Here is a 14988-nt window from a genome sequence, read left to right as displayed (position 1 = left end):
TCACCTCACCATCCTTATCGTTTTCGCAAGTACGGCAGAAATCTCAGTTTTCCTGATGTCCCAGTGAACGACGTGCGAAATGGCCTTAAGCTCTCTCTCAATTGCAATTTTTCTCAGCCTCACGAGTTCTACTTTCTTGCCCGAGAACATCGAATATGGAAACAAGTCAAACACTATTGAGGGAACCCTGCCCTTGTAGTGCTTCATCAGAAGCCTGAAGGCTTCTCTGAGTTCATTTGCCTGTAGAAGATTCGAAACAACAATTATAAGCGGGGTGTATTGGATTATAATCCTCTCGCTTTTCCTCATGGCGTCCTTGAAGTCCTCATTGGCTGAACTTAGCACCTCGACCTCCATGAGCTTCTTTACCATGGCGTATAGTTGCCTGTTGCCCGTGGAGGGCATCATGAGCTCTCCTCTACCGACAATATAGAGACCGACGTTGTAGCCCCTACGAAGGAAGTAGTAGGCAAGAGATGCAACGAGGCTCACCGCATGCTCCAGCGGGTTCTCTTGGAAGGTACCGACGCTCATGGTGGGCCGGGCATCGACGTAGAACATGACTGTCTTCTTGCCCTCTCTTTCGTACTCGTTCACAAGCACATTCCCCCTTCTGGCGGTCGCCTTCCAATTTATGAACTTTACAGGATCGCCTGGGCGATAGTCCCTTATCTCCTTGAAGTCCGTTGATATCGGACCCGTCAAGGAGTAGCTCGTAAGGGGAATCGGTATCTGAGAGCGGGTATTTGTTGTTCTGACCCTTCTTGGCGGCTTTATAAGGGGTAGAACTGTTATGGTCACAGGATTGCCAAGGAAAGCCGTCCCCGGTTTTCCAAGCTTCAGTAGAGGCTCAATGTAGAGTTCCGCTGGAGGAAGGGTGTAGAGACCTCTTCTTGGCACTTTTATCGAGAATGTGAGCTCTTTCTCAAGCTTTCTTGGACCCTTGAAGAGAGACCAAGCGTTGTTTCCTTTAACCAGCTCGACCTCTGGGGGAAGCGGCTGTCTGAGCAGTACCATGCCCATTCCTCTCTCAATCATCACCTTTACTCTGATTGTTACTTCATCGCCTGGTATGTATGTCTTTTCCTCGACGATTCTCTCAATTTTAATACCAGAAGGCGGCTCCACGAATAGTCCCATCGCTAAGAGGATGAGGGGAAAGACTGCCAAGTATGCCAGCTCGTTAACGTTGAGCAGTGTTCCGCCAATGACCATAGAGATGGCAAGATAAAGCAGGGACTTGGCGGGTTTTATGCTTCCCATCACTCACCCCGCCTGAAGTTCTTCGGAACCTCGACCTTTTTCAGTGTCTCCTCGACTATCATCTCAGCCGTAACGTCCTCGAAGGAGTACTCAGGTTTGAGAACCATCCTATGAGCTAAGGCCTCAATGGCGTACTCTTTCACGTCATCGGGTATCACGAAGTCCCTGCCCTCAAGCATCGCATTGGCCTTGCTTATCTTGAGGAGCGTTAAGCCTCCCCTTGGACTTGGACCAGCTTCGACCCTTTCATCGGCTCTTGCAGTCCTCACTATCTCAGCAATGTACCTTATAATCTCCTTATGGATGAAGATGTTGTGCTCAACGAAGTTCTGCATTGCCAAGAATGTTGTCCTGTCTATAACAGGCTCCATATCAACTGTCGGGTCATCTTTTCTCCACCTGAGCCTTGCCTCTAATATTGCCATCTCATCTTCAAGGCTCTTTGGATAGCCGACGCTCATCCTGAGGGCAAAGCGGTCGAGCTGGGCTTCTGGCAGGGGATACGTCCCTTCGTACTCTATCGGATTCTGGGTGGCTATGACGAAGAATGGTCTCTCCAGAGTTAATGTCTCGCCTTCAATCGTAACCTGCCTCTCCTCCATAGCCTCAAGCAGAGCTGACTGCGTCTTGGGTGGGGCTCGATTAATCTCATCAGCAAGGAGGACGTTTGTAAAAATTGGTCCCTTTACAAGCTCAAAGCGACCCAAATTCTGACGCCAGACTTTGGTTCCAAGGATGTCGCTAGGAAGCAGGTCAGGTGTGAACTGAATGCGCTTGTACTCCAATCCCAAAGCCTTACCAAAAGCCTTTGCAAGCAGGGTCTTTCCTAAGCCAGGATGGTCTTCAAAAAGCACGTTTCCATTTACCAGTGCTGCGGCGAGCGTCTTTTTGACAACTTCCTCGTTTCCGATGTAAACCTTTGAGATTTCCTTGATAACAGCTTCAGCCAGCTTGGAGTACTTCTTAGCGCTAACCTCCATACCATTCACCTCCGTCCTTTTAATCTCCTAATGACCTCCTCAACTATTTTGATTCTCCTCTCCATATCAATCCTCTCATACTTCTTCACAAGCCAGCCAGGGGTAAGTGATGAGCGGGGGGTTTCGTGATATTCAGCAAGAGGTTCTATCAGCTTCTCAAGTTCTTCTGGGCTGGAGAGGACTTTGGAGCCGTAATAGCTTAGGTAGGCGAGGAGAGGAAGTTTTTTCTTATGCACTACAAAATCATCTATCAGTTCTCTGGCTTCCTTCAGCGTGTTGTCCTCGCTTATCTTCACCCGGGCTTCATGCTTTTCCCATTCTCCAATGAGGTACCCTTCGATGTCAGGAGATGAGAGAAATCGGCTGAGGAGGAGAGCTATTATTCCAAGGGTTATGCCCAAGAGGGCTATATCAATGAAAAACGCCAGCTCGGGAAAGTACACGCTCAAGTACTCCCTGCCCCAGCCGTATATTAAAATCAGCCCAACCGCAATGATAAGACCTTTGGCATGTCTCTCCAGAAAGCTCTCTCCGGCAAGGGACTCAAGGAAGGCAAATATGTAGACGAGTAGTGGCGCGAAGCCAAGGTAGAGCACCAGCCTTGACCAGCCAGTGGGGAAGCCGTTGTCTGTCAGAAGGCGGGATATGCCCATAAAGACTAGCAGAGTTCCCACACCTCTAATCAAAAGGTCAGCTCGTCTTGGTGCATCGCTGGCAATTTTCATAATGGTTAGCCCAACAATTAGCAGTGCACACCCAGTTTGGAAGTTCAGTTCTGTGGGGTTATATTGGGGTATGGCAGGATAAGTGTAGACAAAAACAGCAATACCTGCTCCTCTGAGAAGGGTTGGCAGTACGGGTACGCCAAGGCTATCGGTAACGCTTCCGAGAAACAGGAAGAGAAACAGATACTCTAGTGGTATGAGAAGTTCTTTATATTCGCTTACTGGGGGTTGGTTGAACAGGAAGTATATTGATGCCATGAGAGCTGGAAACACAATCATTCCTGCCCTTACCCTCACTTGATCACCCCCATATCCTTAAGAGCGTTTAAAAACCTCTGGAAGTCTTCACTGGAAAGCTCAGCATCACCATACTTCGCTATCTCAAATATCCTCGTGACCCTCCGTAATGGCTCCCCATTAACCCCTCTCTCCTTAAGAGCTCTCCTTATCTCCTCCGGGGTCGCATCTTTTATTCTTACCCCCTTTGAGGAAGCAAAGGGGAGGAAGTGATCCTCATAGAGCTTGATCACGGCGTCCTTTGGTCTCAGAACATAGACCGTTCTTTTTCTCCTGCCGCTGGCCAGTTCGTGAACTCCTTCAGGAAGGGATAGCGTGAAGCTCTTTCCAACACCAATGCTCTTCCCATCAACAAGGAGTTCACCTTCTTTTGAGAGCTCAACAGTGATCTTTTCTCCAACTAAGTACACATTTCTCTCTAAGATTATCTCTGGGCTGCTAAATGTCTTGATGCTCTCAATAGTCTCGCCAAGTTCTACTCTCCTTGCAATGACAACGATGACAAGCAAACCCAGGGGTGCTAGGAGAAGTAGAAGCGCATCCTTACTCATTGAGGCATTGAAACCTGAGATCTTTAAACTTGGCAAGCTGGTGCCGGAACCAAGGTCAGGAAGTTCAATCTTTCCAATTCCGTCACTGATGTCTACATTAATTTTTCTTCCACCGATGTCAAGATTGAGTTTACCATCAAGAGGGTTTCCAAGATTGTCAAAGACCTTCAGCTTAAGACTCCTCTCTCCTTTCTGTGGTTCAGAGATTACGAATTTGTTATCCAGCTTGGAAATCGTGAGAGCGTTGGGGGAGATGTCTATGGTACCAGAACTTAAGACTATATTCCTCTGAGCCAAGATGTTGTCATTCTTTCTTATGAATATTGGGAAAGTTGTCTCGTCTTTGGCAGGAAAGTCCACAGGGATTTTAAGGCTAAACTTGCCCTCTTTTACAGAAACTGGGAAGACACCAGAGGGAGTCTCAATCGTTAGACTGCCGCTATTCATGCCTTCGACAGTACCGCGTATTTCAAGGTAGTCCTTTCCTCCTTCCACAAGGGGTACTATATTAAAATCTGTCTTGATGACCCTCAGAGTTTTTGATACTGGAACTGAGTCTGAAGAGATAGGAACTGCAGTTATCTCGTGTTCTCCTGGTGTAAGATTCAGTAGAAGGGAGAAGTAGCCACTTGAATCTGGAGTTACTGTGGTCACAGTTTTTCCGTCGACCCTAATCTCAACGGGAACGTTCTTACTGATCCATCCAGAGAGGTTGAAGCTCCCAGCGGAAACCGTATCATCTACATTCAGTGATACTGTAACTACTGGAAGCACTTCAACTATGGGATCACTGTCGCCAATGTAGAGGGGCGAGCTGTACTTGGCTACCAGCCAGTACTTTCCAGGAGCAATGGTGTTGGGAACAGTGCATTTGACTTCGAAGATGCCGTTATGAACTTCGCCATGTCCAAGGATATAATCTTCTGACCCCTTGGTTCTTCCTATCACGATTCTTATTTCACCCCCATCGAGGGGTGTTCCATTGTAGGTAACCCTGCCAGCTACCTCAAAACTTTCACCAGGTTTTATCCTTTGAGGATACTTGGTCAGCTCAACAGTTGCATTGCCAACGACTATTATAGGAAATCTTAGGAGGGACTTTCCGTTTGTGATGTTCACATAGTATACTCCAGGCGTTTCTGGAGCAGTTATTACAAGCTCATTTCCTTTTTGCAAAACATCTAAGCTTCCATTAACGGTAATCTCCTGCACATCTCCAATTAAGTTGACAACCGTTAGTTCTCCAGGAGTGAGCAGTTCAGGGAGACTGACAATGTCCAAGGGCCCTTCACCAACCCTAATGTATGAGTATGATCCATTCCATACAGGAATATACAGAACCTCGTTTTCTTTAACTGGAACGTCTATCTTGTTACTAACCCAGTCCTCTTTGTAAGAAGCTTGAGCATTGTCAAGTAATATCTCATGGCTTATATTTGCTATGCTTGTCACCGTGCTTTTCTTCGGTGTTGGATCAAAGATTATCCAGCCTGCTCCGTGGAAACAAACCTCAGCCCAATAATGAAAATCATTGCCGGTAACTGGGCGGGTGTGATTGGATGGCTCAACAACGTAACCTCTGACAAGCCTTGCGGGAATACCATTCAGCCTGGCCAGGACAACAAAAGATGAGGCAAAATCCAGATTGCTTCCCCTTCTTGATCTAAGGAGGAAATCTTCAAGAGACCCTGCTCTGGAGGCATGTTCGTAGTTCTCTTTGAGGAATCCCTCTATTGCTAGCACCTTTTCGTAATCATTTGTAATGCCATATGTCACAGTTCTTGCAAGCTCAATCACACTGCTGGAAACTTGCGGTAGTTGGAGATAAGTTGGATCAGAACAGACTTTCAAATTTCTGAGGACTTCTGGAGGGATGAGAAACTGCACGGCAGTGAAGGAGTACTCAGAGATTGGGGTGTATGCTGTGTAAAGATTGTATCGGGAATCATACTCAGCAGGAACAGAAACGTTAACGGCATATAGTGTTGTGATAAGCCTTTTTCTTGGATGGAGGAGAGTTATGTGTACGGTGAACGTTTGATTGGGATAATTTGGTAAGATGAGAAACCCTTCAGAGGGATAACGTTGCTTAGACCAGCGTTGGCCATCAAAAAAGTCGTACACCTCCTCGCGGAGATACAGCTTAGGGCCAGGAGACACAAGAAAGAGTATTCCAGTTTTGGAGGGCATCTCGCTTGGGGCTACTTCCGAAATATCAGGACTATTAGAGTACTCCTCATAACTCTGTTGAATAATGAGTGGGAGAGGAGAGTAGCTTTTAGCTGCAAGAAGGAGAAAAGTGGACAGCATAAGAAGAAGGATCGAGGCAGCATAACGCCTCATCCTTATCACCGCACCTTATAGGCTTTTTCTTACAACCCTAATCCTTCCCGGCTTCCCGACTTCTCCTTCGACCTCAAACACTTTTCCAAAGAACTGCTCGATAACCCAGACATTTGTCACTAAATGCTTTGTAATCTCGCTCACCCATATCTCACCACCGGCAAAAGCCAAGAACGGAATGAGCTGGTCTCCAAGGAACTTATCCACAGCATGCCTCGGCTTGAGCTGGTCTAAAAGCTCTCTTGCCGCTTCTTCTCCAACCACCTCTGCAGGCTTGCCTCTCTTTCCAAGTGCATCACCGCCTAAGCGTAAAACATCAGTATTTGCCCACACAACAATTCCGCTTCCCGGACCTAAGTGAGGGTCTTTGTCTCGCTCGTAGTACTCCTCTATAATATCAATAGGTATATTGGGATAGGCATTTTCAATTACTTGTTTTGCTGCTTTTGCTTGCCTAATTGCAACGTGAGATGGCAGCTTTACTGCATGGCTTATCCCTTCAAAGCTCTCAATTTTTGTAAATCTTGTAGCTCTGAGCTCTTTTTTCTCTTCCCAAGGCTCGACTTTTCCCACAACAACTCCTCCCCCTTTGGGATAGTGCCCCCTTCTTTTTATTTCGAGCTCGACTTTGAGCCCTATCTTTTCAAGAGCAAAGAGCGTAACGTGCTTTAGATAATCAACTGGAGGTGACCATGGAACATCCGTTCCTCCAGTTATCTCGAAAGTAACTTCTCTGTCGGCAAAAGCCATAGCTGGCAACAAAGCTTGAAGAACAAGTGTAATGCTTCCTGCAGTTTTTATTGGAACTTTAATGTGCTTTGGCTGAGTTTTGCCAGGATAGAACTCCAAAACTTTTGAACCCACTTCGGCTCCCTTCACTTTTGCATTGCTGAGCTCCTTTAATGCTAAAATCCCGTGTAAGTGCTGGGGTCTCAGACCTGGATTTGGTCTGTTCGCTCTTATGTTGATGATTTTGATAGGTTCTCCAGTAATGACTGATAGCGCTACCGCTGTCCTCAGGATTTGACCTCCGCCTTCTCCATAGCTCCCATCAATAACCTTCATGACCTTCACCAATCATTATTACCAATGCTGCCTTTAAAAGCTCTGATGCTCCTTTCTCTGGATTTCTGAGTTTGAGCTTTTCAACAAGCCTTTTTAGGTCTTTAAGAGCTCTCATCGTTCTATATTCCTTGGGGAGCTGTCTAAGAACTGAGAGAGGACTTTCAATGCCAAATTCTTTTAAGAAAAGTTTTTTCAGCATTTCTTCATCAAAGATCGGGAACTTAATTCTCACTGGGAATTCCAAGCCTTTGTATTTATCAGCATCCTTGGTTTCAATAATGAGTGTGAAATCAACTGGTATCTTATAATACCTAACTCCAATCGGGAACTTCGCATATCCTCTGCTCTTTATCTTTTTGAGCTTTCTAACGAGTTCTACGGGGGGCTCTGAAAGTACTAAATATCCGCGATAGGCTTTCAAAAAGAGAGGTGCAGAGTAGACTCTGTCCTCAACTTTTCTAAATTCAAATTCCTCCATGCTGTCAACATAATAGTCCCAACAAATTACGGGGGTCTTTACTAAGACCCACTCAACTTGGGAAGCAAGCTTTTCGTGAATTTCCTCGTCAAAAATTTGTATGATGTTTTCATGAATCTTCAAGTATCGCGGTATTTTTACCCTTCCTTTGATGCATTTCCTAAGTATCTTATCCAAATCAACCTCTGCTTCGTTGATTATTATTGCATCCTCTCTAAGCTCTAGGAGCATTAATGAGCTCAGAAATTCTTTGGGAACTTCATCCGTCACGGACTTCAAATCCACATAAGGCTCAATTTCTGCGGCTTCAGGATCTTCTTGGTTATCTTTTTGCTCCTTAATTCTCTTCAACAGTTCTTTGCTTACAGCAGTTATCTGATAGATTTTGTCTTTCCCTTCTAGGTACAGCACACCGTTAGAAAGCAGCTTTAGACCCAATCTGGCTAAGTATGCTGAAAGCTCTTCCTCTGTTCGTGTACTTATTATTTTCTTATCTCCAACATCTTCAAATCCTTCATCAACAAGGACAAAGTCCGCTGGATGGAGATTCTTTTCACTGAAGAAGCGATTCAGTATTTCGAGAGTTTTCTCTTTGTCTTCTCCATAAACTTTAATGAACTCGATTGTGCCATCTCGGTGCATTCCAATAAAAATAAGAGAGTCGTATCTTTCTTTGGGAACTGATAACTCCTCCATATCCCTTACCTTTTTTTCTTTTTGCTCTCAAAATTTATAGCGTTTTTCACTAAAGGCTCATAAAGCCAAGTGGTTCTTCTGTATCTAGGTTAATTATCTTTATCTCCCTTTTCTTTGTATCAAGAAATGCAATGCTTTTGATTCCGGTGAGGTATCCACATACTTCTCCAGGATTCACGAGTATACTTCTTCCCGTTTCTCTGATTTCATATTTGTGAGTGTGCCCCCTTACTATCACATCATACAGTTGACTCCTTGCAAAAGCTTCGACAACCTTTTCATTTGTCCCATGAAGAACGATAATTCTCATACCATCTGCGTCAATCTCAAGTACCTCTTCTGAAATTCCTAACGCCTTATTCAGACCTCTTCTCTCTCCATCGTTGTTTCCAAAAACTCCTTTTAATGGTGCTTTAAGTTTTGAGAGCTCTCTTTTAACGAAGGGAGCTACATAATCTCCTGCATGAATCACTAGATCAACTTTTTCTCTGTTAAAAAGCTCAACAGCTTTCGCTATAGCGGGCAGATTGTCGTGAGTATCGCTCATTATCCCAATTAACATGATTATCACCTTAGTTCTCTTTTTCCTTAGGGTTTATAGAGTTTCCCCCAATGTTATCTATGTGGGAAAGTTTAAGAAATCTTGACATCCACATAGTAGATGACACAACCAGGTGATGCTCATGCTCACAGGTAGGACTCTAATTGCTGTGAAGCTGCTTAAACCATTTGGTGATTGGAAAGCGGGAGATATGGTTTTAATTGAAGATTGGAAGGCTAAGGAGCTCTGGGAAAGTGGAGTAGTTGAGATAATAGATGAGGCTGAAAAAGTCATAGGTGAAATTGATAGGGTTATTGCGGAGGAGAAAGAAAGTGAGCCTATAACCCCAATTCCAGAAGGGCTTTATGAGAGAGCTGAATTTTACATTTATTATCTGGAGAACTATATAAAGGAGAATTTTGAAGGCAACGTTGACGTCTTAAATGCAAAGATGACAAGGTTGGCGAACTTAAAAAAGAAGTATCACTACCTCAAAAGGCTTCGCTTTAATAAAATCCTCAATGCAATAATGTTCCGCCCAAATAGCTTGGAGGTTCTTTCGAGGTTGTCTCCAGAGGAGAGGAGAGTCTATCTTCAAATCTCTAAAATAAGAAATGAGTGGCTAGGTGAGAAGTAATGGACAAGGAGGAGATGATTAACCGTTTTGTAAGCTTTCTTAGAGAGTATTCTGATGACAAGGGCAATAAAGTTTATCTTAATAAAATAAGCGACATCTTAACTGTTATTCCAAAGCACTCAATTTCAATAAACTGGGAGCATCTAAATGGATTTGATCCAGAATTAGCTCAAGAGCTTTTGGACAACCCGGAAGAAACTTTACTAGCAGCTGAAGATGCACTTCAGATAATCCTCCAAGAGGAATTTTTTAGGAAGGAGCCCTTAAAGCTTCATGCACGCTTTTATAATTTACCAAAAACCCTCTTAGTTAAGGAGCTGGGCAGTGAACACATAAACAAGCTCATTCAAGTTGAAGGGATTATTACTAGAATGAGCGAAGTCAAGCCGTATGTATCTAAGGCTGTTTTTGTGTGTAAGGACTGTGGGAATGAGATGATTCGCCTGCAGAAACCCTTTGCTTCCCTGGTTAAGCCCTCCAAGTGCGACCAGTGTGGAAGTAAAAACATTGAGCTTGATGTTGATAAGAGCAATTTCATCAATCTGCAGACATTTAGACTGCAAGATAGACCTGAAAGCTTGAAAGGTGGACAAATGCCTCGCTTCGTTGATGCAATTCTATTGGACGATTTAGTTGACTCTGCTTTACCAGGTGATAGGGTTGTAATAACTGGCATTTTAAGAGTGATTTTGGAGCAGAGAGAAAAGAGGCCGATTTTTAAGAAGATACTTGAGGTTAATCATATAGAGCAGATAAGCAAGGAGATTGAAGAGCTTGAGATTACGCCAGAGGATGAGCAGAAGATTAGGGAATTGGCGAAGAGGAAGGATATAGTTGATGCAATTGTGGATTCAATAGCTCCGGCTATTTACGGCTATCGCGAGGTTAAGAAGGGGATAGCCCTTGCTTTGTTTGGCGGTGTTACGAGGCAATTACCTGATGGTACTAAGTTGAGAGGAGAGAGCCACGTTCTGCTTGTTGGAGATCCTGGTGTGGCAAAGTGTGTTGATTACGATACAAAGATAGTTCTATCTGATGGTAGCTTAGCAAAGATTGGGGATATTGTTGAAGAGGCTATAAGAAAAGCAGAAGCCTCTGGAACGCTTGGTAAAGTAAATGACGGTGTCTATGCACCAATTAATTTAGAGCTGTATGCATTAGATGCTGAAACTCTTAAAGTTAGAAAAGTTAAGGCAAACATAGCTTGGAAAAGAATGGCACCTGAAAAGATGTACAAGATAAGAACAAAGAGTGGAAGGGAAATTAAGGTAACTCCAACCCATCCATTCTTTATCTTTGAAGGAGGACAGTTCAAGACGAGAAAAGCAGAGGAGCTTAAAGTTGGTGATTTAATTGCAGTCCCACGCGAGATTAAGGCAAAGGGGAAGCCTGTTAAATTGAGTGAAATTCAAATTAGAGAGTCTAAGGCAAATAATTGCATTCATCTTAAGCTCCCTGAGTTCGCTGATGAGGAGTTTTGGTATGTTATTGGATTGCTTGTTGGAGAAGGATATGCTCAAAACCGTGATGGAAGTGCTACTGTCTACTTCACCAATGATGACAGCACATTAATATTAACGGTTTATAACTACCTCAGAAAACTCGGTCTTAATCCAACTATACGGAACTCTCACAAAGGAAAGAGTGCTAAGGAAGTCTATGTATGTAGCATAGAGTTCTACAGCCTATTGGAGGCTTTGGGAATAGCAACAAAGTCAGCTGAAAAGATTGTCCCACCTCAGCTGTTTGGTGCAAGGCTATCAGATATAGTTGCATTTCTTAGGGGTTACTTTGATGTTGAAGGAACTGTAGACAGGAAGAGACCAAAGATCACTGTAGTTTCAGCGTCAAAAGAACTTCTCAAGGGGATTCAGCATCTTCTCTTAAGATTGGGTGTGAAATCTCAGCTTCATGCTACTAAAGCAAGAGCCACAAATGGCAAAATGAAAGAGACAAAAACTTACTATCGCTTGTTCATAACTGGTGAGGATGTAATTAAGTTTGCTAAAAATGTTGGCTTTAGCATTGAAAGAAAGAAGGAGTTATTAGAGTCTGTTATAGCAGTTGACTTTAACACGAATACTGACGTTATTCCGGGAGTAGGGAGTCTATTAAAAGAAATCCGTCTCGAGCTTGGACTTAGGCAGAAAGATATGGGAATAAATCGTTCAACTTATCTTCACTATGAAAGGAATGACAGACGGCCAAGTAGGGAAAAGCTAAAGAAAATAGTTGAAACCCTAAAGCATTATCAGAATGAAAAAGTTGCCGATAAAGTAGCATTGCTTGATCTTCTTGCTAATTCGGATATTTACTGGGATGAGATTGAAGCAATTGAGGAATACGCTCCTGAACATCCATGGGTTTACGATTTACAGGTTCCAGAGCATCACAACTTTATCGCAAACGATTTCTTTGTCCATAACAGCCAAATTTTACGCTATGTTGCCAATTTAGCTCCAAGAGCGATCTATACTAGTGGTAAGAGCTCTTCGGCAGCTGGTCTGTGTGTTGCTCCGGACTCAGTTGTGGTGACTGAAAACGGTGGATTTGAAATAGGAGCTCTTACTGAAAATTGGCTGTCTAAGATTGGCTCGATTGAATATGACAAGGGCATAAACTACGCTCCATTCCTCGGGGAGACTGTTTCAATAGAGAGAGGTAAGATATCCCAAAATCTGCTCAGAAAAGTGTGGAAGCTCAGGGCTCCTAAGAATCTCGTAAAAATCAGAACAACAACAGGAAAAGAAATCCTCCTAACGTCCGAAACAAAGCTCATGACGCTAGAAAACGAAACCATTACATGGAAGGAAGCAAAGGATATTTCCTCCAATGATTATGTTGCTACCGTCAGGAAGCTGGAAGTGAAGGAGAAACCCCTGCTGACCCTTGAACTCCTTGAAGACCTTGACGATCTTGTACTTTACGGGATAAAGGGCAAGGTAAAAGAGCTCATAGAAAAAGCGTGTGAAAATCTTGGAATAACAAAGAGAGAGCTTGCAAGAGTGCTCAGTGTAAGTGAAGACTCGGTTTATTACCATTGGGTGAAACCCAACTCCCGGGGTAACATTCGTATGAAGCACCTTCGTCGGCTGATTGAATTGGCTGAGGCAAGTTTGGAAGAGATAGAGCCAGAATACGTGTCTCTGCAGGCTGGAACTAAGCTCAAAATTCCGAAGTATGTTGATGAAAAGCTCGCATACTTTGCAGGTCTTATCGCTGGGGATGGAGACGTCTCAAGAGCGGGCTGGGGAGTCTCGATAAGGTTTTCAAACAGCAATGAGTTTATACGAGAGAAGTTCAAAAAACTAGCAGAGGAGCTGTTTGGCGTTGAGGTAAAGGAAATCAGACAGAAAAACCGCGTGCCAGCTGTTAGATTCCACTCAAAGATTATTGCACACGTACTCAATAAGCTTGGCATTCCAATGTCTCCAAAGTCTTCAACGCTCGACATAGGGCCTCAGCTTATGGTGGCTCCGAAGAACGTTCTTGCAGCATTCATACGTGGTCTGTTCGACTGTGATGGAACAGTTGTCATCCGCGAAGGTGGTTCGTCATACATTGAGCTTGATACTGCTAGTGAGAAACTCGCGAGAAAATTGCAGCTTGCTCTTCTCCGCTTTGGAATAGTCGCACATTTAAGGAAGCGCAAAAGAGCTGGGATGATCTCAAAGATAAATGGAAGAGGCGTTGTTTCAAGGCACGACCGCTGGGAGCTGAAGATTTACGGAGAAAATGCCCTTAAGTTTGCAACATATATAGGCTTTGAACACCCAGAGAAAGCTAAAAAGCTTGAACTTCTCCTTGAAAAGCTCAAACAGTCGAGAAGCGATACGAACATTGACGTCATTCCTGGAGTCGGAGGGCCAATAAAAGAAATTAGAACTTTCTATGGACTCGGCATAAATGAAGTTTACGGTTCCTCTTTTGGAAGCGCGATTGAAAAAGGAAAACCAATCTCGAGAAGATCTCTCCAGCGGGTTGTTGAGAGACTTAGGAAAAATGCGAACATTTTAAACGTTCCCGTTAAGTTACCAAGTGAAATAAGGGCCAGAATTAGGAACTTAATCAAACCAGAAGAACTTAGTATGGACTATAGTCAATTCTATGAACTGTTCATGAGGAAAAGAAGTAAGAAGCTCCCCTATGGTTTGTTAGTGAAAGTTGCAAGGCTCATTGAAGGGAGAGACAAAAAGACTTACAATGAACTTGCGTGGATCCTTAGTGAAATTACCAGAATAGAAGAAGAAATCAAGAACAAACTTCATGTCCTTGAAGAACTCGCTTACTCTGACATCTTATGGGAGAAAGTGAGAGAGGTAAAAACAATCAGAAGTCCCTACGACTACGTCTACGATCTCACAGTTGAAGGTTCTCACAGCTTCATTGCCAACGGCTTCGTGGTTCACAATACGGCTGCAGCCGTCCGCGACGAGTTTACAGGCTCTTGGGTGCTGGAAGCTGGTGTTTTGGTGCTGGCAGATGGTGGTTTCGCACTAATTGACGAGTTCGACAAGATGAGCGATAGGGATAGAAGTGCTATACACGAGGCGCTTGAGCAGCAAACAATCAGCATCTCAAAAGCGGGCATTACAGCAACTTTAAACGCAAGAACAACAGTTATAGCTGCTGCAAATCCAAAACATGGAAGGTTCAACAAGATGAAGCCTCTTCCGGAGCAGCTCGATTTACCACCAACTCTGCTCAGCAGATTTGACCTCATATTTGTCCTCATAGATGAGCCTAATGAAAAGCTTGATGCCGAAATCGCATCTCACATCTTGAAAGTTAGAAAAGGAGAAGCTGAAGCTATAACTCCAAAGATTCCGTATGATTTGCTCAAAAAATACATAGCTTATGCAAGGAAGAATGTTCATCCAGTTCTCAGCAGGGAAGCCATGGATGAGATTCTCCACTATTATGTCAAGATGAGAAAGGGTCTTAAGAAAACTACGGAGAGTGAGGGAATAAAGCCAATCCCAATAACTGCCAGACAGCTTGAAGCACTGATAAGACTCAGTGAAGCACATGCAAGGATGCGCTTGAGTGAGGTAGTTACCAGGGAAGATGCGAGAGAAGCGATAAAGCTTGTTGAATACACCTTGAGGCAGATAGCCGTTGATGAAGAAGGCGTCATGGATATTTCAATCCTTGAAGTTGGCAAATCGGCGAGGAAGATAAACAAGGTTGAAAAAGTGCTGGAGATAATTGAAGCTCTTCAAGACCAATCAGAATATGGTGCCCCAATAGATGACATAATTAAGGAGGCCGTGAGAGCAGGAATTGATAAGAAAGAAGTTAGAAAGCTTATTGAAGATCTTAAAGCTAGTTCAAGGATTTATGAACCAAGGAACGGTTACTATAAAGTACTGTGAAAAGGTTATAAAGGGGAATGAATAGCTTCCTACGGAG

General features: G+C 43.8%; 9 protein-coding genes. 2 read left to right on the top strand and 7 right to left on the bottom strand.

Annotation, left to right across the window (positions count from 1 at the left end; genetic code table 11):
• From E3E24_RS06315 to E3E24_RS06285, 7 genes are read right to left on the bottom strand one after another with little or no spacing between them, the layout of a single operon-like run.
• Window positions 1–1263 carry a DUF58 domain-containing protein gene (locus E3E24_RS06315; RefSeq protein WP_167915733.1) on the bottom strand — a complete coding sequence of 421 codons (1263 nt, stop codon included), beginning with the start codon at window positions 1261–1263 and terminating at the stop codon, window positions 1–3.
• Window positions 1263–2243: a MoxR family ATPase gene (locus tag E3E24_RS06310; protein WP_167885239.1), complete on the bottom strand. Its 981-nt coding sequence runs from the start codon at window positions 2241–2243 to the stop codon at window positions 1263–1265. Before E3E24_RS06310 ends, E3E24_RS06315 begins: the two co-directional genes overlap by 1 nt.
• A 5-nt stretch (window positions 2244–2248) precedes the next feature.
• Window positions 2249–3265 (bottom strand): hypothetical protein, encoded by a 1017-nt coding sequence (locus E3E24_RS06305; protein ID WP_167885240.1) that lies wholly within the window; start codon window positions 3263–3265, stop codon window positions 2249–2251.
• Window positions 3262–6159, bottom strand: a complete 2898-nt coding sequence (locus E3E24_RS06300) for a transglutaminase domain-containing protein (protein ID WP_167885241.1) — start codon at window positions 6157–6159, stop codon at window positions 3262–3264. Before E3E24_RS06300 ends, E3E24_RS06305 begins: the two co-directional genes overlap by 4 nt.
• A gap of 15 nt (window positions 6160–6174) precedes the next feature.
• The gene (rtcA, locus tag E3E24_RS06295; protein ID WP_167885545.1) at window positions 6175–7224 is read right to left on the bottom strand and encodes an RNA 3'-terminal phosphate cyclase; all 1050 of its coding nucleotides are present in this window, start codon (window positions 7222–7224) and stop codon (window positions 6175–6177) included.
• Window positions 7211–8398, bottom strand: coding sequence for a hypothetical protein (locus E3E24_RS06290; RefSeq protein WP_167885242.1), 1188 nt, complete (start codon window positions 8396–8398; stop codon window positions 7211–7213). Before E3E24_RS06290 ends, rtcA begins: the two co-directional genes overlap by 14 nt.
• Before the next feature lie 49 nt (window positions 8399–8447).
• Entirely contained in the window at window positions 8448–8960 is a 513-nt protein-coding gene (locus E3E24_RS06285; protein ID WP_167885546.1) for a metallophosphoesterase, read from the bottom strand.
• A 121-nt stretch (window positions 8961–9081) separates the two neighbouring features.
• On the opposite strand from E3E24_RS06285, the gene E3E24_RS06280 reads away from it, so the two are divergent.
• Window positions 9082–9576, top strand: coding sequence for a DNA replication complex GINS family protein (locus tag E3E24_RS06280; RefSeq protein ID WP_167885243.1), 495 nt, complete (start codon window positions 9082–9084; stop codon window positions 9574–9576).
• The gene (locus E3E24_RS06275; protein WP_167885244.1) at window positions 9576–14951 is read left to right on the top strand and encodes an LAGLIDADG family homing endonuclease; all 5376 of its coding nucleotides are present in this window, start codon (window positions 9576–9578) and stop codon (window positions 14949–14951) included. The genes E3E24_RS06280 and E3E24_RS06275 overlap by 1 nt, the downstream gene beginning before the upstream one ends.
• Window positions 14952–14988 lie beyond the last annotated feature (37 nt).

The organism is Thermococcus sp. LS2, from assembly GCF_012027375.1.
Taxonomy (GTDB): Archaea; Methanobacteriota_B; Thermococci; order Thermococcales; family Thermococcaceae; genus Thermococcus_B.
This window is presented reverse-complemented; position numbering and strand designations above follow the sequence as displayed.

Excerpts from the sequence above, each read along its gene's own strand:
- E3E24_RS06315 (WP_167915733.1), bottom strand. The coding sequence starts at position 1,263 with ATGGGAAGCATAAAACCCGCCAAGTCCCTGCTTTATCTTGCCATCTCT.
- E3E24_RS06310 (WP_167885239.1), bottom strand. The coding sequence starts at position 2,243 with ATGGAGGTTAGCGCTAAGAAGTACTCCAAGCTGGCTGAAGCTGTTATC.
- E3E24_RS06300 (WP_167885241.1), bottom strand. The coding sequence starts at position 6,159 with ATGAGGCGTTATGCTGCCTCGATCCTTCTTCTTATGCTGTCCACTTTT.
- rtcA (WP_167885545.1), bottom strand. The coding sequence starts at position 7,224 with ATGAAGGTTATTGATGGGAGCTATGGAGAAGGCGGAGGTCAAATCCTG.
- E3E24_RS06290 (WP_167885242.1), bottom strand. The coding sequence starts at position 8,398 with ATGGAGGAGTTATCAGTTCCCAAAGAAAGATACGACTCTCTTATTTTT.
- E3E24_RS06285 (WP_167885546.1), bottom strand. The coding sequence starts at position 8,960 with ATGTTAATTGGGATAATGAGCGATACTCACGACAATCTGCCCGCTATA.
- E3E24_RS06280 (WP_167885243.1), top strand. The coding sequence starts at position 9,082 with ATGCTCACAGGTAGGACTCTAATTGCTGTGAAGCTGCTTAAACCATTT.
- E3E24_RS06275 (WP_167885244.1), top strand. The coding sequence starts at position 9,576 with ATGGACAAGGAGGAGATGATTAACCGTTTTGTAAGCTTTCTTAGAGAG.